Source organism: Cupriavidus oxalaticus (assembly GCF_004768545.1).
Taxonomy (GTDB): Bacteria; Pseudomonadota; Gammaproteobacteria; order Burkholderiales; family Burkholderiaceae; genus Cupriavidus; species Cupriavidus oxalaticus_A.
In genome coordinates, this window is record NZ_CP038635.1 from 2,361,070 (window position 1) to 2,383,611 (window position 22,542).

The following is a 22,542-nucleotide window of genomic DNA, read 5'->3' on the forward strand; positions in this document are numbered from 1 at the left end:
TCGGGAATGCGGTAGCCGGCCAGTCAGGCCGTTGCCACCAGGTAGGCCGCCATGGCCTGGCGCACGGCCTCCGGCAACGGCTGCGGCGCGATCGAGCCGGTGTCGACGCAGACCAGCCGCTGCGTCACTTCCATGCGGGTATCGTCGTGCGGGCCGGCAAAGCGGATCGCCAGCGTGAAGCTGGACTGGCCGAGCTTGAGCACGCGCAGTTCGCGCGTGAGCACCTCGCCCAGCCGGCTCGGCGCCAGGAAGCGGCATTCCAGCTCCGCGGTCGGCACGCCGGCCCGGCCCTCGCCGTGCATGACGTCGAAGGGCCAGCCCAGCGCTTCGCCGAACCAGTCTTCGATGAAGTCGTTGAGCATCTCGAAGTAGCGCGGGTAGAACACGATCCCGGCCGCGTCGCAGTGCTTGAAGCGCACCAGGACGGTGCTGCGGAAGACCGGGCTCATGATTTGCTCCCACCGTGGTTGCCGCCATTGCCCTGCTCCGCCATCTGGCGCAACCGGAAGCGCTGCAGCTTGCCGGTCTCGGTGCGCGGCAGCGCCGGCACGAACTCGATGCGGCGCGGATACTTGTACGGCGCGATCTGGCGCTTGACGTAGTCCTGCAGCGCGGTGCGCGTGGCGTCGTCCGCGGGCACGCCCTCGCGCAGCACCACGTAGGCCATGACCACCTGCCCACGCCCGTCGTCGGGTGCGCCGACCACGCCGCACTCGGCCACCGATTCGTGCTGCATCAGCGTGCTCTCCACCTCGGGGCCGGCGATGTTGTAGCCGGCCGAGATGATCATGTCGTCGGAGCGCGCCTGGTAGAAGTAATAGCCGTCTGCGTCGACCGTGAAGGTATCGCCCGGCAGGTTCCAGCCCGCCTTCACGTAGTTGGCCTGGCGCGGGTCGTCCAGGTAACGGCAGCCGGTCGGGCCCTGCACCGCCAGCTTGCCCACCTGCCCCGGAGGCAGCGGCCGCATCTCGTCGTCGACGATCTGCGCCACGTAGCCGGGCACCACCTTGCCAATGGCACCCGGCCTGACCTCGGCACCGGCGCTGGAGATAAAGATATGCATCATCTCGGTGCCGCCGATGCCGTCGGTCATCTCGATGCCGGTAGCGGCCTTCCAGCCTTGGCGCGTGGCGTCCGGCAACGCCTCGCCGGCCGATACGCTATGCCTCAGGCTGGAGATATCGAAGCGCGGCGCCAGCGCCGCCATCTGCCGGTAGAACGTGGGCGCGGTGAAGACGATGGTGGCGCGGAAGTCGTGGATCAGCTCCAGCAGCGATTCCGGCGTGAGCTTCTCCGCCAGCACCGTACTGGCGCCGATGCGCAACGGAAAGCACAGCATGCCGCCCAGCCCGAACGTGAAGGCGATCGGCGGCGTGCCGCAGAAGATATCGTCCGGCACGGAGCGCAGCACATGGCGCGGGAACAGGTCGCACATGGACAGCACGTCGCGGTGGAAATGCATGGTGCCCTTGGGCTGTCCGGTGGTGCCGCTGGTGAAGGCAATCAGGCAGATATCGTCGCTGGCGGTGTCGCAGGCATCGAAGCTGTCGGGCTTGCCCGCCATCGCGGCTTCCAGCGAACCCTCGCCGGTGCCGTTGAAATACAGCGCGCGCGCCAGGGTCGGGCAATGGTATGCGCCGCCGGCGCGCTGGTTGGCGTCGAGGTCCTCGCGCAGCCGCGCATCGCACAGCGCCGCGGTGACCTGCGCCTTGTCGATGACCTGCTTCAGTTCCCTGGCGCGCAGCAGCGGCATGGTCGGCACGGCAATCAGGCCGGCCTTGATGGTGGCGAGCCAGCTTGCGGCCATCATCAGGTTGTTGGGCCCGCGCAGCAGCACACGGTTGCCGGGCACCAGCGCCATGTCCTCGACCAGCACATGGGCGATGCGGTTGACCAGCGCCGCCAGTTGCGCGTAGGTGACCGTCTCGATCTGGCCCGCCTGGCCTGCTTGACTCGCAGGGCGATGGCGAATGGCGATGCGCTCGCCGCGACCTTCGCGCACGTGGCGATCGACCAGTTCCACCGCGCAGTTCATCCGCGCCGGGTAGTCAGTGTCGGCATTGAAGCGGAACACCGGCCACTGCTCGGGCGGCGGCAGGCGGTCGCGGGCGAAGGTATCGAGGTGGGCGGTGGTCGCCATGGCTTGTCTCCTGTCTGCTCTGTCGGTACGGCAGTTCCGGTCGGATGGCTCAGGCCTTCCGGCCGGCCAGTGTTTCGCGGGCGATGATCAGCTTCTGCACCTCGGTGGCGCCTTCATAGATGCGCAGCGAGCGGATCTCGCGGTACAGGCTTTCCACGCGCGTGCCGACCTTGACGCCGAGGCCGCCGAACATCTGCACCGCGCGGTCGATGACCTGCTGCGCGTTCTCGGTCGCGACCATCTTGGCCATCGCCGCTTCGCGCGTGGTGCGCTCTTTCCTGACGTCGCGCAGCCAGGCCGCGCGATAGGTCAGCAGCGCGGCCGCGTCGATGGCCGTTGCCATGTCGCCGATGGCGGCCTGCGTCAGTTGCAGGTCGGCCAGCACGCCGCCGAACATCGGCCGCTCGCAGGCACGCGCCAGCGCATCGTCCAGCGCGGCGCGCCCGAAGCCCAATGCAGCCGCCGCCACCGAGGCGCGGAAGATGTCGAGCGTCATCATCGCCACCTTGAAGCCCTGCCCCGCCTCGCCCAGCCGGTTGCCGACCGGCACGCGGCAGTTGTCGAAGCGCAGCGTGGCAAGCGGGTGCGGCGCGATCACGTCGATGCGCTCGGCGATGGTCAGGCCCGGCGTGTCGGCATCGACCACGAAGGCCGAGATGCCGCGCGCGCCCGGCGCTTCGCCGGTGCGCACGAACACGCAATAAAAGTCCGCGATGCCGCCATTGGAGATCCAGGTCTTGGTGCCGTCGATCACATAGTGCTTGCCGTCTTCCGACAGCCGCGCGCTGCATTGCATCGCCGCGACATCGGAACCGGCCTCGGGCTCGGACAGGGCAAAGGCGGCGATCGCTTCGCCGCGCGCCACGCGCGGCAGGTATTGCGCGCGCAACGCTTCGCTGCCGGCAATCGAGATCGCGCCCGAGCCCAGCCCCTGCATCGCGAAGGCAAAGTCGGCCAGGCCGTCATGGCGCGCCAGCGTCTCGCGCAGCAGGCACAGCGAGCGTGAGTCGAGCGCGGGCAACGCGCCACCGTGCGTGGCCGGCACGCAATAGCGCAGCCAGCCCGCTTCGCCGAGCTGGCGCACCAGGGCGCGGCAGGCGGCATCGGCATCGCCGTGGTCGACATGCAGGTGCTGCGCGCACCAGGCGTCAAGCTCGCGCTCCAGCGTGCGGTGCGCGTCGTCGAACAGCGGCAGGTCGAGATAGGTCTTGTCTGACATCGCGGCTCCCTGGCTCAGTCGCCTTCGAACACCGGCTTCGATTTGGCCACGAAGGCATCGTAGGCGCGGCGGAAATCGCGCGTCTGCATGCAGATGGCCTGGGCTTCGGCTTCGGCTTCGATGGCCTCGTCCAGCCCCATGTTCCATTCCTGGTGCAGCAGCTTCTTGGTCACGCCGTGGGCGAAGGTCGGCCCGGCGGCGAGCTGCGCGGCCAGTGCCTGCGCCTGTGCCAGCACGGCCTCGGACGGATGCAGCGCATTGAAGAAGCCCCACTGCAGCCCCTCCTCCGCGTTCATGGCGCGGCCGGTATAGAGCAGCTCGCTGGCACGCCCCTGTCCGATCACGCGCGGCAGCAGCGAGCACGCGCCCATGTCGGCGCCAGCCAGCCCAACGCGCACGAACAGGAACGCGGTCCTGGCTTGCGCCGTGCCCAGCCGCATGTCCGAAGCCAGCGCCATCATCGCGCCCGCGCCGGCACAGATGCCGTCGACCGCGCTGATCACAGGCTGCGGGCACGCGCGCATCGCCTTGACCAGGTCGCCGGTCATGCGCGTGAAGTCGAGCAGTTCGGGCATGGTCATCTGCGTCAGCGGCCCGATGATCTCGTGCACGTCGCCGCCCGAGCAGAAATTGCCGCCGGCGCCGGTGACCACCACCGCCTTGATGTCGCTGGCGTAGCACAGCGCGCGGAACAGGTCGCGCAGCTCGGCATAGGAGTCGAACGTCAGCGGGTTCTTGCGCTCCGGCCGGTTCAGCGTGATGGTGCCGACCTTGCCGTCGTCGGACACCGACCACAGGAAGTGCCGCGGTTCGTAGCCGGCAAAGCTGCGCTTGTGGTGGCGCATGTCGAGTGCGATTTCAGTCATGGTTCTCTCTCAGGTCCTTGTTTTGTCAGCCCGCCATCACTTCGCCGCCGGCCACCGGGATCGCCTGCCCGGTGATCGCGCCGGCGGACGGCTGGCACAGCCATGCCACGGCGTCGGCCACCTCCTCGGGTTGCACCAGTCGCCGCTGCGGGTTGCGCGCGGCCAGTTCGGCGCGCGCCTGGTCCTCGCTGCGGCCGGTCTTGCCGACGATGTTGGCGACGGCGTCGCGCACGATATCGGTCTCGGTGTAGCCCGGGCAAACCGCGTTGACGGTCACGCCCTTGGCCGCGGTCTCCAGCGCCAGCGCGCGCGTCAGTCCGATCACGCCATGCTTGGCCGCGCAATAGGCGCTGACGTAGCCGTAGCCGATCAACCCGGCGGTGCTGGCCACGTTGACGATGCGGCCCCAGCCGGCTTCGAGCATCGCAGGCAGAGCGGCCTGCGTGCACAGGAAGGTGCCGGTCAGGTTGACGTCGAGCATGCGCTGCCACAGCGCGGCATCGGTCTTCATGAAGGGGGCGCTGTGCGCCTGCCCGGCGTTGTTGACCAGCATCGATACCGGACCAGCCTGCTCCGTGGCCGCGGCAAAGGCGCGCGCTACGCTGCCGGCATCGGCGATATCGGCCGTGACGAACGAAACGTTGGCGCCTGCCGGTGCCTGCTCGCGCAGGACTTGCACCGTCGCTTGCAGCGTGCCGGCATCGCGCCCCAGCAGCGTGACGCTGGCGCCGTCGGCCAGCAGCCGCCGCGCGATCGCTGCGCCGATGCCGCGCCCGCCGCCGGTGACCAGCGCGTGCCTGCCGGCCAGTGTCGCCATGCTGCCCGTCATGCCTGCTTCTCCTGCGCCGCGGCGCGTTCGAGATTGGTTTCCAGTTGCCGCTTGCCCGCCAGGTACTGCTTGGGCCAGTTGATGTCGCGGTAGCCGATGCGCGCGGCTTCCTGCAGCGTCCACGCCGGGTTGGCCAGGTGCGGCCGCGCGATCGCGCACAGGTCGGCGCGGCCCGCGGCGATGATCGAGTCGACATGATCGGCCTCGAAGATCGCGCCCACGGCGATGGTGGCGATGCCCGCCTCGTTGCGGATGCGATCGGCGAACGGGGTCTGGTACATGCGGCCATAGACCGGCGCCTGGTCCGGGCTGACCTGCCCCGACGAGCAATCGATCATGTCGGCGCCGGCGACCTTGAAGGCGCGGGCGATTTCGACGCCGTCGTCGGGCGTGATGCCGCCTTCGACCCAGTCGTGCGCCGAGATGCGCACCGACATCGGCTTGTCCTGCGGCCATACCGCGCGCACGGCCTCGAACACCTCCAGCGGATAGCGCAGCCGCGCCGCGAGCGAGCCGCCGTATTCGTCGTTGCGCGTATTGGTCAGCGGCGAGATAAAGCTCGACAGCAGGTAGCCGTGGGCGCAGTGCAGCTCGAGCCAGTCGAAGCCCGCTTCGGCCGCGCGCCGCGCGCTGGCCACGAAGTCGTCGCGCACGCGGTCCATGTCGTCCCGCGTCATCTCGCGCGGGGTCTGCGACTCGCCGGGCAGGTACGGCAGCGGCGAGGCCGACATCACCGGCCAGTTGCCCTGCGGCAGCGGATGGTCCATCGCTTCCCAGCCAAGTTGCGTCGACCCCTTGCGGCCCGAGTGGCCGATCTGCATGGCGATGCGCGCATCGCTGTTGGCATGGACGAAATCGACGACGCGCTTCCATGCGTCGCGCTGCTCATCGTTCCACAAGCCCGGGCAGCCCGGCGTGATGCGCGCATCGGGCGACACGCAGGTCATTTCCGCCACCACCATGCCGGCGCCGCCCAGCGCGCGCGAACCGAGGTGAACCAGGTGGAAGTCGCCCGGCATGCCGTCGGTGCAGGAGTACATCGCCATCGGCGACACCACCACGCGGTTCTTCAGCGTGACGCCGCGCAGCCGGAACGGCGTGAACATCGGCGGCAACGGCTCATGCTCGCGCAGCTTCAGGCTTTGCTGCGGCACGCCGGCCTGTTGCGCCAGCCAGTGCTCGAATTGCGCCACATAATCGGCGTCGCGCACGCGCAGGTTCTCGTGCGAGATGCGCTGCGAACGCGTCAGCAGCGAATAGGCGAACTGCTCCGGCGGCAAGCTGCCGGCGTAGCGCTCGACGTTCTCGAACCACTCGGTCGAGTTGCGCGCGGCATTCTGGATCTTCAGCACTTCCACGCCGCGCGTGGCTTCATAGCGCGCCAGCGCATCAGGCAGGCCGTCGTGGCCGCTGCCGCGGATCTCTTCGGCCAGGTCGATCGCATCTTCCAGTGCCAGCTTGGTGCCGGAACCGATCGAGAAGTGCGCCGTGTGCGCGGCATCGCCCATCAGCACTACGGGCACGCGGCGACCGTCCGGCAGCGTGTTCCAATGCACCCACTGGCGGCAGATCACGCGCGGGAAGCGGATCCAGATCGCCGAGCCGCGCAGGTGCGCCGCGTTGGTAATCAGCTTGTTGCCGTCGAGGTAACGCGCAAACAGCTTCTCGCAATACGCCACGCCCTCTTCCTGGCTCATCTCGTCGATGCCGGCGGCGCGCCAGACCGATTCCGGTGTTTCGACGATAAAGGTCGAGGTGTTGTCGTCGAAGCGGTAGGCATGCGCCTGGAACCAGCCGTGCTCGGTCTTCTCGAAGGCGAAGGTGAAGGCGTCGAACAGCTTGTGCGTGCCCAGCCAGACGAAGCGGCACTGGCGCGTATCGATGTCGGGCTGGAAGGTCTCGGCGTAGCGGGTGCGGATGCGGCTGTTCAGGCCATCCGAGGCGATTACCAGGTCAGCCTGGTATTGCATTGCCAGCGCCTGGTCGTCGGTGACATCGTTCTCGAACACCAGCCTGACGCCGAGCGCTTCGCAGCGCGCCTGCAGGATGTTGAGCAGGCGCTTGCGGCCGATGCCGATAAAGCCATGGCCGCCGGAACGGATGGTGCGCCCGCCGATATGGATGTCGATGTCGTCCCAGTGGTTGAAGGCGGCGTTGATCTCGTCGGCGCTCACCGGATCGGCTTGCTTCAGGTTGTCCATGGTGGCATCGGAGAACACCACGCCCCAGCCGAAGGTGTCGTACGGCCGGTTGCGCTCGACCACGATCACTTCGTTAGCCGGGTCCTGCAGTTTCATCAACAGGCCGAAGTACAGTCCGGCGGGGCCGCCGCCAATACAAAGCACTCGCATCGCTTCATCTCCTGCCGGCCGTGCCGTCATGTAGATCATGTCTAAATATTTTATGCTTCAAATATTAGATTGCATCACGAGATAAGGCAAGCATTCGGTGCGGAGTGCCTCGCCACGCACTCCGCACCGTCGACCGCTTCAACCCTTCATCCCTTCAGCGCCGCCTGGATCTGCTCCAGCGCACCCGGATCTTCGATGGTGGTCAGGTCGCCCGGGTCGCGGCCCTCCGCCACAGCCTGCATGGCGCGCCGCAGCAGCTTGCCCGAACGCGTCTTGGGCAGCGCATTGACAAACAATACCCGCGCCGGCCGCGCCACGGCGCCGAGTTGCTGTTCCACCGTCTTCATCAGGTCGCCTTCCAGCGCCAGCCGCTCCTGCGGCGTTGCGGTGCGGGCCGGATCGCGCGCGATGCAGAACGCCATCGCCACCTGGCCCTTGAGCGCATCCTGCACGCCCACCACCGCCACCTCGGCCACGGCGGCGTTCGAAGACAGGCTTTCCTCGATCTCGCGCGTGCCCAGCCGGTGGCCGGCGACATTGATCACATCGTCCGTGCGGCCGAGGATAAAGACATAGCCGTCCTCGTCGCGCACGCCCCAGTCAAAGGTGGAATAGCACAGCCGGTTCGGCACCGCCTCCCAGTAGGTGCGCACGAAGCGGTCATCGTCGCCCCACACCGTGCTCATGCAGCCGGGCGGCAGCGGCCCGTCGATCGCGACCACGCCCTTCTGGTTGGGCGGGCATTCCTCGCCGGTGTTCTCGTCGACGATCTTCAGGTCGTAGCCGTAGGCCGGCACGCCCGGCGAGCCCAGCTTGGGCGGCAGCGGCTCGATGCCGCGCTGGATCGCCAGGATCGGCCAGCCCGACTCGGTCTGCCAGTAGTTGTCGACCACCGGCTTGCCCAGGCCGTCCTGGATCCAGCGCGCGGTGGGCTCGTCCAGCGGCTCGCCGGCCAGGAACAGCAGGCGCAGGCTGGACAGGTCGTAGCGGGTCAGCCAGGCCGGGTCCTGCTTCTTCAGCACGCGGATCGCGGTGGGCGCGCTGAACATCAGGTTGACCCGGTATTGCTCGACCAGCCGCCACAGGATGCCGCCGTCCGGGCGGATCGGCGTGCCTTCGTACATCAGCGTGGTCATCCCGGCCAGCAGGGGCCCGTAGACGATATAGCTGTGGCCGACCACCCAGCCGATATCCGAGGCCGTGAACATGGTGTCGCCCGGCTTGCCGCAGAAGATGTATTCCATCGACGTGGCCAGCGCCACCGCGTAGCCACCGGTATCGCGCTGCACGCCCTTGGGCTTGCCGGTGGTGCCGGAGGTGTAGAGCACATACGACGGCTCGCTCGACTCCAGCCATGCGCACGGCACCTGCGCGCCGGCCACGCGGTCGCGCCAGGTGGCGTAGTCTTCATCGCGGCCTTCGGTGCGCGGCATGTCGGCCAGCTGGCGGTCGACCAGCAGCACCTTCTCCGGCTGGTGCGACGACAGCCGGATGGCCTCGTCCAGCAGCGGCTTGTACGGCACGACCTTGCCGGCGCGCGAGCCGGCGTCGGCGCTGATCACCACGCGCGGGCGGGCGTCGTCGATCCGTGCCGCCAGGCTCACCGAGGCAAAGCCGCCGAACACCACCGAATGGATCGCGCCGATGCGCGCGCACGCCAGCATCGCAAACGCAGCCTGCGGGATCATCGGCATGTAGACCAGCACGCGGTCGCCCTTCTGCACCCCGAGCCCCTGCAGGATCGCCGCCATGCGGTTGACCTCGTCGTGCAGCTCGGCATAGGAGTAGCTGCGGGACTGGTCGACTTCGGTCGAAACCCAGTGCAAGGCGGGCTGGCTGGCGCGCGCCGCCAGGTGGCGGTCTACCGCGTTGTGGCACAGGTTGGTGCGTCCGCCCACGAACCAGCGGGTGAACGGCGCGTGGCTGTTGTCGAGCACCTGATCGAAGGGAGTTTCCCAATCGATGCGTGCCGCCTGTTCGGCCCAGAACCCCTGCGGGTCGGCCAGCGAACGGGCATGCACGGCATGGCTTGCCGTCATGGCAGTCTCCTCCGCGTCTGCGGTCATTGTGATGATGACGGTAGTTTGCCACCGGCGCGGGCGTGGAGGAAACGGGATTCAGAGGGGTGCCGCCCCCGGCCGATGCACACGGCAGATGCAAAAAAGGCGTGCCGCCGGCACGCCTTTTTGCTCTCAAGCCCTGCGCTCAGCGCGCCTTGCTGCCCTTGCTGCTGGCCTTGACGCTGGACTTGGCCGATGCCTTCACCGGGGCCGCCTTGGCCTCGCGCGCCACCTTGGCCGTCGGCGCCGCCTTGGTACCGCGGCGCGGGGAGGCTTCCACAGTGATGCGCTTGCGCGGCTCGGCCTTGCCCCCCTGTGTCGAGACGCGCACGATTCTGCCCTTGCTGCCACGTTCGGCGCGCTCGGCGCGGTCTTCGCGCTCGGCCCGGTCGGCCCGTTCGGCACGCGCCGCGCGGACCGCGCCGGCACCGCGCACCGGCACCATCAGCACCAGGCTCTGCCCTGCCACCAGCTTGGTGCCGGACAGCTTGTTCCAGGACTGCACCTGGCCCGGCGACACGCCGTAGCGCCGCGCCACCGACGTCACCGTATCACGCCGGCTTGCACGCACCACCACGCGGCGCGCGTCGGGCAGGTCGGGCTCCATCGCCAGCATGGCGGTGTCGGCCAGGCTCGCGCTGATGTCCTGGTCGTGGCGGCCCGAACGCGGGATCATCACGGTCGAGCCGGCCTTCAGGCGCATGCCCTTGGGAATGCTGTTGATTTCGCGCAGCGTGTCGGCATCGACATTGAGCCGCGCCGCCAGCGACTCGACGCGCTCGCGCCCGTCCACCGTGACCGCGGTCCAGCTCGACAGCCCGCCTCGGTAGGTGTTCAGGTTGTACTGGAAGCGCTCGGCATTGTCGAACGGCAGCAGGATCTGCGGGTTGGATGCCCCCAGGATCACCGGGCGGTTGAACGACGGGTTCAGCGCCTTGAACTCTTCCAGCGTCATGTCCGCCAGCTTGGCGGCGAGGTTCACGTCGATATCGCGCGACGTGGTCACCGTGACGAAGTACGGATGGTCCGGGATCTCCGGCAGCCTGACGCCATAGATGGCCGGGTTGGCGATGATGTTCTTGACCGCCTGCAGCTTCGGCACGTAGTAGCGCGTCTCGTTGGGCATGGTCAGGCTGGCGTAGTCGGTCGGCAGCCCGCGCGCCTGGTTGCGCGCGATCGCGCGCGACACCGCGCCCTCGCCCCAGTTGTACGCGGCCAGCGCCAGGTGCCAGTCGCCGAACATGTCATAGAGCCGCTGCAGATAGTCCAGTGCGGCATCGGTCGAGGCCAGCACATCGCGGCGCTCGTCGCGGAACATGTTCTGCTTCAGGTTGTATGACTTGCCCGTACTGGGGATGAACTGCCACATGCCGGCGGCCTTGGCGCTGGACTGGGCCTGCGGGTTGAACGCGCTCTCGACGAACGGCAGCAGCGCCAGCTCGGTCGGCATCTTGCGGCGTTCCAGTTCCTCGACGATGTGGTACAGGTAGCGGCTCGACCGCCCGACCATGCGCTCCATGTATTCCGGGCGCTGCGCATACCACTGGGTGCGGTCATCGACCAGCGTGCCCTCCAGGTCCTGCATGGCAAAGCCGCGCCGGATCCGGTCCCAGATATCGTTGGACGGGCCGCGCAGCCAGTCCAGGCCGCCCTGGTCGACATTGATGGTGGAAGAGGATGACAGCGCCGACTTGTCGCTGAGCGAATTGAGCGGATCCTGGCGCCTGGCAGTCTGGGCGGTCGCGCCGTTGGCATCGGCGTCAGGCGGCGTAGGGGTGCTGGCGCAGGCTGCAAGCAGCGCCGCACACGCAACTACCGCCAGTAATCGACCAATTTTCATTAAGTTCTCGAATCGTGACGCTAAAAGGATGCGTGATGCTAAAAAAAACGGCCTATCGCGTCAATCAGATTTTTCTAGGTAGCGCCCCGAAAGCCTTGACCCGCAAGGGTTTTCGGCCGGGCCTGCCTTTAATTTAGCGGAAATTGTCCTTCCACCTGCGCAGCGCGCCAAATGCCTTGGCATCGCTGTCGGTGGCACCGCCGTGCGCCGACACCGCTGCGCGTACCGACGGCTCGCGCGAGCGCAGGAACGGGTTGACCTCGCGCTCGTGGGCGATGGTGGTCGGCAACGTAGGCGTGTCCGCGGCACGCAGCGCATCGACGCGCTGCTCCCACGCCGCCAGCGCGGCATTATCCGGCTCGACCGCCCGGGCAAAGCGCACGTTGCTGCGCGTGTACTCGTGGGCGCAGTAGACGCGGGTGTCGCCCGGCAGGCCCGCCAGCTTGTCCAGCGACGCCAGCATCTGCGCCGGCGAGCCCTCGAAGAGGCGCCCGCAGCCGCTGGCGAACAGCGTGTCGCCGCAGAACACGGCGCGGCCCGCTTCGCCCAGGTCGCCCACATAGGCGATATGGCCGGCGGTATGCCCGGGTACGTCCAGCACCCGCAACGTCACCGGGGGCTCGGCCAGTGTCACCTCGTCGCCTTCGCGCAGCGCCCGGGTGCGTCCGCCGATACGTTCGCCGGCGGGCCCGAGCACCGGCATCGGCGCGCCCGATGGCGTGCTCGGGTGTGCCGCCAGCAGGCCGGCAACGCCGCCCTGGTGATCGCCGTGGTGGTGAGTGATTACAATAGCGCCCAGAGCCAGCCCCCGCTGCGCCAGAAATTCCTCCACCGGCGCCGACTCGCCGGGATCGACCACGGCGGCATGATGCCCATCGTGAATGGCCCAGATATAGTTATCCTGGAACGCCGGGATCGGCTCAACCTTCAACATGCGCATGCTCCTATGTCCAATCGTCCCAATCGCCGGAACGGCGAGTACGGCCAGCGCGGCCTGAATGGCCCCAATGGTCCCAATGGCCCGATTGTAAGCTGGGAAGACTGGCTGGCCTCGCCGCCCGGCAAGTACATGCTGCGCTGGGAAGCGCAGCAGTACGACCGCACCGTGGCGGACATCTTCGGCTACCACGCCGTACAGCTGGGCATGCCGTACGTCGATACCCTGCGCGAGAACCGGATGCCGTTCTCGGCGCTGGCGCTGGATCCGGCCAGCGGGCCGCACGGGCCGCGCGCGGCACATCCGGACGCGCGCCAGCTGCTGTGCCGCTTCGACGAGCTGCCGTTCGACACGCAGAGCGTAGACCTGGTAACCCTGCCCCATATCCTGGAGTTTGCCGAAGACCCGCACGAAGTGCTGCGCGAAGTCTCGCGCGTGCTGATGCCCGAAGGGCGCGTGGTGGTCACCTGCTTCAACCCGATGAGCCTGTGGGGCGCGCGCCAGGGCATGAACCGGCTCGGCGCCACGCCCTTCCTGCCGACCGATGCGCAGCAGATCGGCTTCGTGCGCATCAAGGACTGGCTCAAGCTGCTCGGCTTCGATATCATCCGCGGCCGCTTCGGCTGCTACTGCCCGCCCTATCGCACCGAGCGCTGGCTGCAGCGCACCGCCTTCATGGAAAAGGCCGGCGACCGCTGGTGGCCGATCTTCGGCGCGGTCTATATGATCTCGGCGATCAAGCGCGTGCGCAACATACGACTGGTCGGCCCTGCGTGGAAAGCCAAGCCGGCGCTGGCACCGGTGGCAACGCCCGTGGCAACGCCCACCGGCACCCACGGCAAGACGCCCGGCGACGACCACTGAGCCGGAGCCACGGCGGACAACCCATGCGCCGGCCGCGCTGCGCGGCCGGCCCCCAACGGAATTCCATGCAAGAAGTCACGATCTACTCCGACGGCGCCTGCAAAGGCAATCCCGGCCGCGGCGGCTGGGGTGCGGTGCTCGTCGCCGGCACCAATGAAAAAGAACTGTTCGGCGGCGAGCCCAACACCACCAACAACCGCATGGAGATGACCGCGGTGATCGAAGCGCTGCGCGCGCTCAAGCGGCCCTGCACCGTGCGGGTCTACACCGACTCGCAATATGTCCAGAAAGGCATCAGCGAATGGCTGCCCGGCTGGAAAGCCCGCGGCTGGAAGACCGCCGACAAGAAGCCGGTGAAGAACGCCGACCTGTGGCAGGAACTCGACGCGCTGACCCAGGGACACCAGATCTCGTGGCACTGGGTGCGCGGCCACAACGGTCATCCCGGCAACGAGCGCGCCGATGCGCTGGCCAACCGCGGCGTCGAATCGATCGGCCGCTGAACCGCCGCAACGCCACAACAAGAACCGCGGGGCAATGCCGCTCCGCTAGAATGCCCGCCATGCGACAAATCGTTCTCGACACCGAAACCACCGGCCTGAATGCCGCCACCGGCGACCGCCTGATCGAAATCGGCTGCGTGGAGCTGCTTAACCGCCGCCTGACGGGGCGCCACCTGCACTTCTATGTCAACCCGGAGCGCGACATCGACGAAGGTGCGATCGCCGTCCACGGCATCACGGTCGAGTTCCTGGCGGACAAACCCCGCTTTGCCGAGGTCGTGCACGAGATCCGCGAATTCGTCGCAGATGCCGAGCTGATCATCCACAACGCGCAGTTCGACCTGGGCTTCCTCGACATGGAATTCCAGCTGCTGGGCATGCCTCCCTTCCGCGAGCATGTCGGCAACGTGATCGATACGCTACGCGAAGCGCGGCAGATGTTCCCCGGCAAGCGCAACTCCCTCGACGCCCTGTGCGACCGGCTGGGGATCAGCAACGCGCACCGCACGCTGCACGGCGCATTGCTCGATGCGGAATTGCTGGCAGAGGTCTACCTGGCAATGACCCGCGGCCAGGATTCGCTGGTAATCGACACCATGGAAAGCGGCACTGGCGCAGGCGGGGCCACCGCTACGGCCGACCTCTCTCGGCTGGTACTGCCGGTGCTGCGCGCCACCGAGGCGGAACTGGAAGCCCATTTCGATCTGCTCAAGGGCCTGGACAAGGCCAGCGGCGGCAAGACGGTATGGCAGGAAGCCACGGCCGAGGAACCCGGCACGATGGCCGCCTGAACAAAAAGTTGGGAAAAGGGCTTTACAAGATACAGGGAGCCCTGCATAATCTCATTTCTCCGCTGCACGACGGCAACGACGATGCAGAAAGGGGTGGTTAGCTCAGCGGTAGAGCACTGCCTTCACACGGCAGGGGTCACAGGTTCAATCCCTGTACCACCCACCAGAACACGGAAAGCCAGCCTCGTGCTGGCTTTTCTCATTTCTGGGGTTAGGACACACTAACCCCGCGATTTCTGGCCTCCCTCGAATCGGTCCGATTGCCACAAATTTGCCACACGCAAACTTGTGAGGACCACGAATGGCGACTATTCGGCAACGGGGCTCGAACTGGGAAGCCCAGATTCGGCGCAAAGGCTGGCCTACCCTCTCCCGCAGCTTCTCCACCAAGGCAGACGCCCGTGCATGGGCGACGGTAATCGAATCCGAGATCGAGCGCGGGGTCTTCATTGATCGCACCGAAGCTGAGAAAAACACCCTGGGCGATCTGATTCGAAGGTACCTACAAGAGGTGTCCGGCCAGAAAAAAGGGGCCGAATCCGAACGATATCGGCTCACTGCGATGCTCCGCGACCCACTCGCACAGGTAAAGGTTGCCGCCCTGTCTGGCAAGCTCATCGCCGAATGGCGCGACAAACGACTGAAGCAGGTGTCCGGCTCCACAACGAACCGCGACCTGAACCTGATTTCCCATGTAATCAATGTGGCAGGCAAAGAATGGGGAATCCACATTGACAATGCCGTGTCGATGGTTCGCCGGCCCGCCGAAAACCGCGGGCGCAATCGTCGCTTGGGACACGGGAATAGGAACGACTCCTTGCCGCGCTCGAAACGCCTCCACGCGACCCAAGAGGTCGCCTTACTGGCCCGAGTGCGTATTCCGGTGAATGTGACCGCTGATTCCGGCATCGTGACCGCGGATTCCGCTTTATCGTGACCGCTGTTTCCCAGCGGTTTCCGGTTGGTCGTGACCGGCAATTCCGGCATCGTGACCGGTGATCGGTTGAGGGTGTTGCGCGGGGACGGATTCTACTCTGCCAGGCTAGGCAGTGGGGTTGCCGCTGGCTGTGGCGCTTGTTTTTTGAGCAGTCTTTCTCATTGAGTCGCCGGCCAGCGTGATGCGGTGAATGCGGTGCATCAGTCGATCGAGAATCGCATCGGCGATGGTTGCGATCAATGCCCCGTCCGGGGCGGGCATCGAGGTCTTCGATGGCGGCCTGGGGGTACTTGAGCCGGGCTCGCTGCAAGAGTCGGGCAAGCTTGCGGTCATTGCGCCAGAGCAGCCCCAACAATGCCGAACGCGATGGCACCCGCAGGGTGAAGCGCAGCAGCGATGCGGGCCGAAAGCAGCGGGTGGATCTTGCGCAGCAGCCCGAACTCCAATATCCGGGCACCCACCTGAGCGGGGCCGATCAGCGCACCGACCATCACGGCAGTTGCGAGTGTCGCACCACCTGCCTGCAGCAATCGCGGCAGGAGCGCCGCCATGGCGGTGCTAATGAACCAGGTGGCGGCGAAGACAAAGGCGAGTGTGAACGAGGCAAGCCGCTGAGAGGGCACGCCATCCTTAGGAGCCTGGGAGGACGCAGTCTTTGCGGGTGGCGGGTCCGTGGCCGTACTGTTAGGCGTGCTGAGATTGGCTGGCAATCACACGACTCGTTGGCTCCATGGCCATCCCGTCCGTTTTTTATTCGACTTCGCCGCTATCTGTGTCGGTGACCTGCGCGTCCCGTTCATGGCTCATGGCGGCCGCGGCGAGCGCGGCGACGTTCGCAGGCGCCGCTTCCTTGCGTTCGCTATAGCGGTCCGTCAGATAGTCGCTGCGATCACGCACCAGCAGAGTGAACTTGTACAGTTCCTCCATGACGTCGACCACCCGGTCATAGTAGGAGGACGGCTTCATGCGGCCGTTCGTGTCGAACTCCTGGTATGCCTTGGCTACCGATGACTGATTGGGAATCGTCACCATGCGCATCCAGCGCCCCAGCACGCGTAGCGCGTTGACCGCGTTGAACGACTGCGAGCCGCCGCAGACCTGCATCACCGCGAGCGTGCGACCCTGAGTCGGTCGGATGGATCCGATCTCCAGGGGCAGCCAGTCGATCTGGTTCTTGAAAACCGCGGTCAGCGTGCCGTGCCGCTCGGGACTGCACCACACTTGGCCTTCCGACCACTCCGAGAGCTTGCGCAGTTCAACCACTTTGGGGTGATCGGCGGGAACACTGTCGCACACCGGAAGGTCATGCGGATCGAACACGCGCGTCTCCGCGCCGAAATGCTGCAGGATCCGCTCGGCTTCCTGCACCAGCAGCCGGCTATAAGACGTTTCGCGCAGCGAGCCATAGAGCAGCAGGATGCGCGGTGGATGCGTGCTGACGCGCACCGGTTCCAGCTTGTTCAGGTCCGGGGTATCGAGCACGGCCGGGATAACGTTAGGCAGCGCCATGGTCATTTGACCCTCCGGCCTTGCGCGTCGATGACGGCTTCGCCATCCTCCTTGGTGAAGGCACCTTGCTGTGGCGAGGGCAGGATGTCGAGCACGAGTTCCGATGGCCGGCACAGCCGCACGCCCCGCTCTGTGATGACGAACGGCCGGTTGATCAGGATCGGATGGGCCAGCATCGCTTCGAGCAACTGCTCATCGGTCAGGGCCGGGTCGGACAAGCCCAGTTCGGCGTAGGGCGTACCCTTTTCGCGGATGGCTTCACGAACTGTGAGGCCCGCAAGGCTAATCATCTGTTGCAACGTCTGTCGGTCAGGCGGCGTGCTCGGATATTCGATGACATTCGGCGCGATACCCGCATTGCGGATCATGGCCAGTGTGTTGCGCGATGTGCCGCAGGCGGGGTTGTGATAGATGGTGACGGACATGGTTTCCCGGGTTCAGTTGGTATCTGGTTGCAGGCAGTTGAAAGGACTCCAACCAAGGCGGCAAGAGTGGCGCCCCGGTTCCGGTCAGCGTCAGTCTGCCTGGTGCTCGCCGGAGGCTTCGATGACATTTGGGTGGCCGTGGGGTAACGCACGCGGCTCAAGCAGCCGATGCAGCCCCAGCCCGATGGCCGCGCCGAGACATTGCGCCAGCATGAATCCCGGCACGCTCGCCGGTGCGATGCCCGCAAAGCTGTCGCTGAACATGCGCCCGAACGCGGCTGCGGGATTGGCAAACGAGGTGGATGCGGTGAACCAGTATGCCGAGCCGATATAGGCCGCCACCATGGCAGAGGCGCGCCCGTTCGGGGCGCGCAGAATCACCAAAAGCAGGCCGGCGGTCGCAACGGTTTCAGCAATCCATTGCCCCGGACCGCTGCGGACCTTGGTGGAAAGCTGCAGGATCGTCATGTCAAACATGGCATGGGCGAGCCAAGCCCCCAGCACCGCGCCTACGAGCTGGGCGGCGATGTATGGCAGCAGCGCCGCGCCAGGCAGTTCACCTCGCGCCACCATGACCGCGCTGACGGCTGGATTGAAGTGCGCGCCGCTGATCGGGCCAAAGACTTCAATCAAGATGTACAAGCCACCGACCGTGGCCGCCGTGTTGGCCAGCAGGGCGACGGCGACATTGCCGCCGGCAAGCCGCTCTGCCATGATGCCCGAGCCGATAACGATGGCCAGCAGCAGCGCCGTTCCCAAGGCTTCGGCGCCCAGTCTGTTACGCAGATCGACCATGACGCTCAGCTTTGCGAGATACGGTTAAGGTGGTCCTGCAGTTCCGCATTGCTCAGCGTGTCCAGCGGCAGCGTCAGCAGTTGCAGCATGCGGTAGCCGATGGCCTGCCGGGTCAGCTCGAAAGCCTGCCGCTTCTTGTCGTCGCCGCCTTCCGTGTTCGACGGGTCAGGGTAGCCCCAATGCACCTTCACCGGGCTGCCCGGCCAATACGGGCACGCCTCTGCGGCGGCACTGTCGCACACGGTGATGACCACCCGCATCTCAGGGGCATTCTCGCCGACAAATTCATCCCAGCTCTTGCTGCGGAAGTCGCTGACGTCGACGCCAGCATTGCCAAGCACCTCGATGGCGAACGGATTGATGCGTCCGCTGGGCGAGCTTCCGGCGCTATAGGCGCGCACATCGCGGCCAAACTGCTTGGCCAGATGGTTCAACATTCCTTCGCTCAGCACACTGCGGGCCGAGTTGTGGGTACACAAAATCAGTACGTTGGTGGTCATGGGGCGCTACGAAATAGTCAGATGCGGAGGGAATGCGTATCACTGTTTCCCGATGTCCTTAACAGCCTTCTGAAGTGCGACGGCGTCCAGCTTCGGAAGCGGCAATGACAGGAACAATTCGATACGGCGCTTGAGCGTAATGGTTGCGTCGTTGATGGCTTGCTGCTTCTGGGCCTCGGTACCCTCACAGGCAGCCGGGTCGGGGACGCCCCAGTGCGCTGTCATCGGCTGGCCTGGCCATACCGGACAAACTTCGCCCGCTGCCTTGTCACACACCGTGAAGACAAAATCGAGTTTCGGCGCCCCGTCTTGTGAGAACTCATCCCAGCTCTTGCTGCGAAAGGTGGTCGTGTCCAGCCCGTGGCGAGCTAGTGCCGCCAGTGCGAGGGGATTGACTACGCCAGTCGGATGACTGCCGGCCGAATAGGCGCGGAAGCTCCCCTTGCCCAGATGGTTCATCAACCCTTCCGACAAGATCGAGCGTGCCGAATTGCCGGTGCAGATGAACAGCACGTTGTAGGTCTTTTCGTTCATGACGGACCCTTAGCAGCAGGAAGGCTTGGCGTTGACCGCAATGCCGATCGGCTTGCCCTTCGGAGCTCGGGGGGCGCAACAGGCCGACTCCTGGCCAGCAGCGTCGACTTTTCGGGATTCGCCGTACACCGGCACATTGCCCAAGGTATGGAAGTGCTCCCACGCGATGCCTTGGGGGTCCGTGACCCAGTACTTCTCGCTTTTCGCATAGCAGCAGGTGGTCTCACCTTCGTCGAGCAACGCCATGTCGGCTGCTTCGGCTCGCTGCTTCAGTTCGGCCAGTTCGGCCGCGTCGTCTGTCTGAAATCCGAGGTGGTCGACGCCAGTCTCCGCGCCACGGGCCGAGATGGCGAAGTTCACGCGGGGATCCTCCAGCATCCACTTCGCATAGTCCACTTTCACGACCGTTGGCTCGGCTGCGAAGAGGGCCGAGTAGTAGCGAATACTGGCAGAGAGATCGGCGACGCTGACGTGAACGTGGAAGCGCTTCATGATTTGGGCTCCAAGGCGACGGAACAGGTGGACACAGGCGAGCACGGATTGCCGCTGCAGCAGTTCTCCGTGAGGTAACCCAGCAATCCGTTCATGGTCTCGAAATGAGCCATGTAAATAATTGAACGACCGTCCTGCCTACTGGATAGCAGCTTGGCGCGGTGCAACTCCTTCAGATGAAAGGAGAGGGAGGACGCCGGCATTGCCATCAACTCGGCAATCCGGCCGGCGGGAAGTCCCGCGGGACCGGCCTGCACCAGTAGCCGGAACACGGACAGGCGTATCGAATGGGCGAGCGCGGCGAGCGCTTCAAGGGCGTGGTCGGTTTCCATTTTTCGAAAATATTCGAATTATAGAATTCTGTAAAGTGAAATTTCTGTGTCCCCTGGCGACTCTCTCTTTCAGCTCGGTTGCTACGGCGAACAAGCGCATATGGCATGGAAGTGAGGGGAATGCGGCATGCCACAATTGCGCCACATACGAAAAGCTAACTTGAACCCCACCTGCTAACGAGCGCCAACGTAAACTCTTGTTTCGCAAAGGCCTTTTTGCTAACCTGTTGTAAATTAAGGGCAATGATTCCGATTCACACGGCAGGGGTCACAGGTTCAATCCCTGTACCACCCACCAGCATTCAGGAAAAGCCAGCCTCGCGCTGGCTTTTTTCTTTTGCGCCTGCTGCGCCTCACTCCTGCGAGGCGCAAGATGCACCCTCAATCGCGCCTTTCCGCACACCTGCAACAACCCCTGATCTGTTGCAAACAGTTTCGAATTCTCCCTTGACATCTGCTAATCTTGAACGCGTGGCTCGGCAATGGGCGAGGCAGGCAAGATAAGCCCCGGACCGGGACACGGGTCAGTGCGCACAAGAAAGACGTCAATCATGCAGCACTCTTTGAAGTACCGGATGGCGTTCGCCACGGCGGGTGTGGTGACGCTGATCATCGTGCTGCGCGCCCTGTACGCCCAGTACTACGCCTACGACAGCCTCAAGCACCTGCGGCAGCAACAGCAGGACACGCTGGTCGAACTGGTGGCGGAGCAACTGGACGAAAAGGTGCAAAGCCGGGCCGCGACGTTGCGCCGTGTAGCCCGGCAGCTGTCGCCGATGCTCGCAGCCAGGCCGGCGGAGCTGCGACGTGCCGCCGAAGGCATGGTCGACATGCCGGACCAGTTCAACGGCATCTTCCTTGCCGCTCCTGACGGCCAGCTGGTGTTCAGCACCGCCGTGCCGGACAACGTGCGCCTGCGGGTGGACGACCGCGACTATTTCCGTGATGTCCTGCGCGGCCAGCCGCTGGCGGTGTCGGACCTGATCCAGGGCAAGCTGACCAACGCACCGGGCATGGTGCTGGCCGTGCCGCTGCTCGGGCCCAACGGCGAATTGCGCGGCGTGGTCGGCGGCGTGCTGAACCTGTCGGCCAGCAATTTCCTGCGCGAGCTGGCGCACAGCCGGGTCGGCGATACCGGCAGCTTCTGCCTGGTGTCGGCCGGCGCCAGTCCGCGCTACGCCATGCATCCCGACCCCAGCCGCGTGCTGACGCCGGCGCGCGCGGTCGACGAGGCCTGCGGCGCCGAACGTCCCGCCTCGATGCTGGAAGTGGTCCGGCCGACGCAGCCCATCGTGGCGCGCCACCTGCTGCAGTCCAACGGCTGGCAGGTGGTGGCCGTGCTGCCGGCGGCCGAGGCCTACGGCGTGCTGGTCGATGTGCGCCAGCGCACGATGGTCATTGCCGGGCTATCGCTGCTGTTCGCCGCCGCGCTGATGTGGCTGGTGATGCGCCGGCTGCTGGCGCCGCTGCAGCGGCTGCACCGCGCCGTGCGCCAGATTGCCACCACCCCCTCGGCGCTGGCGGATCTTCCCACCGGCCGGGCCGACGAGATCGGCGAGCTTGCCACCAGTTTTGCCGAGGTGGTGGCGCAGCTGTCCGAGCGCGAGGCCGCGCTGCAGGCCGCCAAGGACCGCGCCGCCGAGAGCGAAAAGCGCATCGAGGCCATCGCCAACCACGTGCCGGACTTCGTCTCCTTCATCGACCGGCAACAGCGCTACGCCTTCGCCAACCAGGCCTACGCGCAGCATTACGGAGTGCCGGCGCAGCAGATCGTCGGGCTGTCCTTGCGCGAGTTGTGGGGCACTCACGAATACATGGCCTGCCAGCCATACCTCGAGCAGGCCTTCGCCGGCAGCGCGGTGACATTCACGCGCGAAAGCCCGGATGGCAACGAGTGCATGGAAGTCACCTACCAGCCGGCCTGGAACGATGCCCAGGACACCGTGGTCGGGCTCCATATGTTCGCGCGCAATGTGACGCACGAGCGCCAGAAGCTGCGCAATCTGGAGGCCCAGACCGTCTCCGACCATCTGACCGGCCTGCTTAACCGCAAGGGCTTCGACCGGCGCCTGGCGGAATGCATGGCGCGCACGAGTGCCGGCGGCCGCGCGCTGGCCCTGCTGCTGGTGGACCTGGACGACTTCAAGGCGGTCAACGACAACTACGGCCATCCGGTCGGCGACCGCCTGCTGGTGGCGTTCGCGCAGCGCCTGCGCGCCTGCGTGCGCAAGGGCGACGCGGTCGCGCGCATCGGCGGCGACGAGTTTGCGGTGATCCTTGACGGTGTATCCGACTGCGGCGCGATGGATTCGGTTGCCAACGCCATCGTGCAGTCCGCGCGCATGCCGCTGGTGATCGACGGGCATTCGCTGTCGGCCACGGCCAGCGTCGGTTCGGCGCTGCATCAGGGGCGCCAGGCCATGACCGTCAGCGAGCTGTTCATGCACGCGGACATGGCGCTGTACGAGGCCAAGCGGCACGGCAAGGCGCGCTATGCTGCCCAGCGCGATTGCACCCCTGCGGACAACCCCGACTCCATGGTGGTATCGGCGCCGTCCCAGGAGCCTGCCGGCTTGCCGGCCTGACGGATAAAAAAACGGGCGCACCAGGAGCCCGTT

22 protein-coding genes, 1 tRNA gene and 2 pseudogenes are annotated in these 22,542 nt (G+C 66.0%); 6 read left to right on the forward strand and 19 right to left on the reverse strand.

The features are described from left to right. Nucleotides 1-23 precede the first annotated feature (23 nt). The 9 genes from E0W60_RS21730 to gloB all read right to left on the reverse strand — a co-directional run bounded on the left by E0W60_RS21730 (nucleotide 24) and on the right by gloB (nucleotide 12,239). Nucleotides 24-449, reverse strand: a complete 426-nt coding sequence (locus E0W60_RS21730; protein WP_133096087.1) for an acyl-CoA thioesterase — start codon at nucleotides 447-449, stop codon at nucleotides 24-26. Beyond that, the gene (locus E0W60_RS21735; protein ID WP_135705534.1) at nucleotides 446-2,140 is read right to left on the reverse strand and encodes an AMP-binding protein; all 1,695 of its coding nucleotides are present in this window, start codon (nucleotides 2,138-2,140) and stop codon (nucleotides 446-448) included. Before E0W60_RS21735 ends, E0W60_RS21730 begins: the two co-directional genes overlap by 4 nt. Before the next feature lie 49 nt (nucleotides 2,141-2,189). Further along, a complete protein-coding gene (locus E0W60_RS21740; RefSeq protein ID WP_135705535.1) occupies nucleotides 2,190-3,359 on the reverse strand; it encodes an acyl-CoA dehydrogenase family protein in 1,170 nt (389 codons plus the stop codon). Nucleotides 3,360-3,373: 14 nt separating this feature from the next. Further along, the gene (locus tag E0W60_RS21745) at nucleotides 3,374-4,225 is read right to left on the reverse strand and encodes an enoyl-CoA hydratase family protein (protein WP_133096084.1); all 852 of its coding nucleotides are present in this window, start codon (nucleotides 4,223-4,225) and stop codon (nucleotides 3,374-3,376) included. Between the two features lie 25 nt (nucleotides 4,226-4,250). Beyond that, on the reverse strand, nucleotides 4,251-5,054 hold the full coding sequence (locus E0W60_RS21750; protein WP_133096083.1) for an SDR family NAD(P)-dependent oxidoreductase: 804 nt from the start codon (nucleotides 5,052-5,054) through the stop codon (nucleotides 4,251-4,253). Further along, a complete protein-coding gene (locus E0W60_RS21755; protein ID WP_135705536.1) occupies nucleotides 5,051-7,405 on the reverse strand; it encodes a bifunctional salicylyl-CoA 5-hydroxylase/oxidoreductase in 2,355 nt (784 codons plus the stop codon). Before E0W60_RS21755 ends, E0W60_RS21750 begins: the two co-directional genes overlap by 4 nt. 146 nt (nucleotides 7,406-7,551) lie before the next feature. Next, nucleotides 7,552-9,471 carry a propionate--CoA ligase gene (locus tag E0W60_RS21760; RefSeq protein WP_133096081.1) on the reverse strand — a complete coding sequence of 640 codons (1,920 nt, stop codon included), beginning with the start codon at nucleotides 9,469-9,471 and terminating at the stop codon, nucleotides 7,552-7,554. Nucleotides 9,472-9,610: 139 nt separating this feature from the next. Beyond that, nucleotides 9,611-11,305, reverse strand: coding sequence for a transglycosylase SLT domain-containing protein (locus tag E0W60_RS21765; RefSeq protein ID WP_135705537.1), 1,695 nt, complete (start codon nucleotides 11,303-11,305; stop codon nucleotides 9,611-9,613). A gap of 133 nt (nucleotides 11,306-11,438) precedes the next feature. Further along, complete coding sequence (gene gloB / locus E0W60_RS21770) at nucleotides 11,439-12,239, reverse strand: hydroxyacylglutathione hydrolase (RefSeq protein WP_135705538.1); 801 nt, start codon at nucleotides 12,237-12,239, stop codon at nucleotides 11,439-11,441. 135 nt (nucleotides 12,240-12,374) lie between these two features. Between gloB and E0W60_RS21775 the strand changes: the two genes are divergently transcribed. The 5 genes from E0W60_RS21775 (at nucleotide 12,375) to E0W60_RS21795 (ending at nucleotide 15,337) form a co-directional block, all read left to right on the forward strand. After that, nucleotides 12,375-13,106, forward strand: coding sequence for a class I SAM-dependent methyltransferase (locus E0W60_RS21775; RefSeq protein ID WP_195432029.1), 732 nt, complete (start codon nucleotides 12,375-12,377; stop codon nucleotides 13,104-13,106). A 65-nt stretch (nucleotides 13,107-13,171) separates the two neighbouring features. Further along, a complete protein-coding gene (gene rnhA, locus E0W60_RS21780) occupies nucleotides 13,172-13,609 on the forward strand; it encodes a ribonuclease HI (RefSeq protein ID WP_029046361.1) in 438 nt (145 codons plus the stop codon). 59 nt (nucleotides 13,610-13,668) lie between these two features. Next, the gene (gene dnaQ / locus E0W60_RS21785; RefSeq protein WP_133096078.1) at nucleotides 13,669-14,400 is read left to right on the forward strand and encodes a DNA polymerase III subunit epsilon; all 732 of its coding nucleotides are present in this window, start codon (nucleotides 13,669-13,671) and stop codon (nucleotides 14,398-14,400) included. Between the two features lie 91 nt (nucleotides 14,401-14,491). Further along, nucleotides 14,492-14,566: transfer RNA gene (locus tag E0W60_RS21790), tRNA-Val, on the forward strand. A 135-nt stretch (nucleotides 14,567-14,701) separates the two neighbouring features. Next, a complete protein-coding gene (locus E0W60_RS21795; RefSeq protein WP_135705539.1) occupies nucleotides 14,702-15,337 on the forward strand; it encodes a Shufflon-specific DNA recombinase in 636 nt (211 codons plus the stop codon). A 105-nt stretch (nucleotides 15,338-15,442) separates the two neighbouring features. On the opposite strand, the gene E0W60_RS21800 is transcribed toward E0W60_RS21795, so the two are convergent. From E0W60_RS21800 to E0W60_RS21845, 10 genes and pseudogenes are all read right to left on the reverse strand, one after another. Further along, nucleotides 15,443-15,598: an ATP-binding protein gene (locus E0W60_RS21800; protein WP_431189918.1), complete on the reverse strand. Its 156-nt coding sequence runs from the start codon at nucleotides 15,596-15,598 to the stop codon at nucleotides 15,443-15,445. Next, a pseudogene (locus E0W60_RS38350) lies at nucleotides 15,573-15,677 on the reverse strand (AAA family ATPase); the annotation flags it as partial. The pseudogene E0W60_RS38350 and the gene E0W60_RS21800, both read right to left, overlap by 26 nt. Further along, nucleotides 15,673-16,047 (reverse strand): annotated as a pseudogene (locus E0W60_RS38355) (MFS transporter); the annotation flags it as partial. The pseudogenes E0W60_RS38350 and E0W60_RS38355, both read right to left, overlap by 5 nt. Nucleotides 16,048-16,087: 40 nt before the next feature. Continuing rightward, a complete protein-coding gene (gene arsH / locus E0W60_RS21815) occupies nucleotides 16,088-16,852 on the reverse strand; it encodes an arsenical resistance protein ArsH (protein ID WP_133096077.1) in 765 nt (254 codons plus the stop codon). Continuing rightward, nucleotides 16,849-17,271, reverse strand: coding sequence for an arsenate reductase (glutaredoxin) (gene arsC, locus E0W60_RS21820; protein ID WP_135705540.1), 423 nt, complete (start codon nucleotides 17,269-17,271; stop codon nucleotides 16,849-16,851). Before arsC ends, arsH begins: the two co-directional genes overlap by 4 nt. 90 nt (nucleotides 17,272-17,361) lie before the next feature. Then, nucleotides 17,362-18,066 carry an aquaporin gene (locus E0W60_RS21825; RefSeq protein WP_133096075.1) on the reverse strand — a complete coding sequence of 235 codons (705 nt, stop codon included), beginning with the start codon at nucleotides 18,064-18,066 and terminating at the stop codon, nucleotides 17,362-17,364. A gap of 5 nt (nucleotides 18,067-18,071) precedes the next feature. Beyond that, nucleotides 18,072-18,566 carry an arsenate reductase ArsC gene (locus E0W60_RS21830; protein WP_135705541.1) on the reverse strand — a complete coding sequence of 165 codons (495 nt, stop codon included), beginning with the start codon at nucleotides 18,564-18,566 and terminating at the stop codon, nucleotides 18,072-18,074. Nucleotides 18,567-18,605: 39 nt separating this feature from the next. Further along, nucleotides 18,606-19,100, reverse strand: a complete 495-nt coding sequence (locus E0W60_RS21835) for an arsenate reductase ArsC (protein WP_135705542.1) — start codon at nucleotides 19,098-19,100, stop codon at nucleotides 18,606-18,608. A gap of 9 nt (nucleotides 19,101-19,109) precedes the next feature. Next, the gene (locus E0W60_RS21840; protein WP_133096072.1) at nucleotides 19,110-19,592 is read right to left on the reverse strand and encodes an ArsI/CadI family heavy metal resistance metalloenzyme; all 483 of its coding nucleotides are present in this window, start codon (nucleotides 19,590-19,592) and stop codon (nucleotides 19,110-19,112) included. Further along, nucleotides 19,589-19,924 (reverse strand): ArsR/SmtB family transcription factor, encoded by a 336-nt coding sequence (locus E0W60_RS21845; protein WP_135705543.1) that lies wholly within the window; start codon nucleotides 19,922-19,924, stop codon nucleotides 19,589-19,591. Before E0W60_RS21845 ends, E0W60_RS21840 begins: the two co-directional genes overlap by 4 nt. 551 nt (nucleotides 19,925-20,475) lie before the next feature. Here E0W60_RS21845 and E0W60_RS21850 point away from each other — a divergent pair. Further along, nucleotides 20,476-22,509: a sensor domain-containing diguanylate cyclase gene (locus tag E0W60_RS21850; protein WP_135705544.1), complete on the forward strand. Its 2,034-nt coding sequence runs from the start codon at nucleotides 20,476-20,478 to the stop codon at nucleotides 22,507-22,509. The last annotated feature ends 33 nt before the right edge of the window (nucleotides 22,510-22,542 follow it).

Coding starts and splice junctions, on each gene's coding strand:
- arsH (WP_133096077.1), bottom strand. CDS start 16,852: ATGACCATGGCGCTGCCTAACGTTATCCCGGCCGTGCTCGATACCCCG.
- E0W60_RS21850 (WP_135705544.1), top strand. CDS start 20,476: ATGCAGCACTCTTTGAAGTACCGGATGGCGTTCGCCACGGCGGGTGTG.
- E0W60_RS21830 (WP_135705541.1), bottom strand. CDS start 18,566: ATGACCACCAACGTACTGATTTTGTGTACCCACAACTCGGCCCGCAGT.
- E0W60_RS21775 (WP_195432029.1), top strand. CDS start 12,375: ATGCTGCGCTGGGAAGCGCAGCAGTACGACCGCACCGTGGCGGACATC.
- E0W60_RS21760 (WP_133096081.1), bottom strand. CDS start 9,471: ATGACCGCAGACGCGGAGGAGACTGCCATGACGGCAAGCCATGCCGTG.
- E0W60_RS21740 (WP_135705535.1), bottom strand. CDS start 3,359: ATGTCAGACAAGACCTATCTCGACCTGCCGCTGTTCGACGACGCGCAC.
- E0W60_RS21795 (WP_135705539.1), top strand. CDS start 14,702: ATGGCGACTATTCGGCAACGGGGCTCGAACTGGGAAGCCCAGATTCGG.
- E0W60_RS21755 (WP_135705536.1), bottom strand. CDS start 7,405: ATGCGAGTGCTTTGTATTGGCGGCGGCCCCGCCGGACTGTACTTCGGC.
- E0W60_RS21735 (WP_135705534.1), bottom strand. CDS start 2,140: ATGGCGACCACCGCCCACCTCGATACCTTCGCCCGCGACCGCCTGCCG.
- rnhA (WP_029046361.1), top strand. CDS start 13,172: ATGCAAGAAGTCACGATCTACTCCGACGGCGCCTGCAAAGGCAATCCC.
- gloB (WP_135705538.1), bottom strand. CDS start 12,239: ATGTTGAAGGTTGAGCCGATCCCGGCGTTCCAGGATAACTATATCTGG.
- E0W60_RS21745 (WP_133096084.1), bottom strand. CDS start 4,225: ATGACTGAAATCGCACTCGACATGCGCCACCACAAGCGCAGCTTTGCC.
- dnaQ (WP_133096078.1), top strand. CDS start 13,669: ATGCGACAAATCGTTCTCGACACCGAAACCACCGGCCTGAATGCCGCC.
- E0W60_RS21845 (WP_135705543.1), bottom strand. CDS start 19,924: ATGGAAACCGACCACGCCCTTGAAGCGCTCGCCGCGCTCGCCCATTCG.
- E0W60_RS21750 (WP_133096083.1), bottom strand. CDS start 5,054: ATGACGGGCAGCATGGCGACACTGGCCGGCAGGCACGCGCTGGTCACC.
- E0W60_RS21840 (WP_133096072.1), bottom strand. CDS start 19,592: ATGAAGCGCTTCCACGTTCACGTCAGCGTCGCCGATCTCTCTGCCAGT.
- E0W60_RS21800 (WP_431189918.1), bottom strand. CDS start 15,598: ATGCCCGCCCCGGACGGGGCATTGATCGCAACCATCGCCGATGCGATT.
- E0W60_RS21765 (WP_135705537.1), bottom strand. CDS start 11,305: ATGAAAATTGGTCGATTACTGGCGGTAGTTGCGTGTGCGGCGCTGCTT.
- E0W60_RS21835 (WP_135705542.1), bottom strand. CDS start 19,100: ATGAACGAAAAGACCTACAACGTGCTGTTCATCTGCACCGGCAATTCG.
- E0W60_RS21825 (WP_133096075.1), bottom strand. CDS start 18,066: ATGGTCGATCTGCGTAACAGACTGGGCGCCGAAGCCTTGGGAACGGCG.
- arsC (WP_135705540.1), bottom strand. CDS start 17,271: ATGTCCGTCACCATCTATCACAACCCCGCCTGCGGCACATCGCGCAAC.
- E0W60_RS21730 (WP_133096087.1), bottom strand. CDS start 449: ATGAGCCCGGTCTTCCGCAGCACCGTCCTGGTGCGCTTCAAGCACTGC.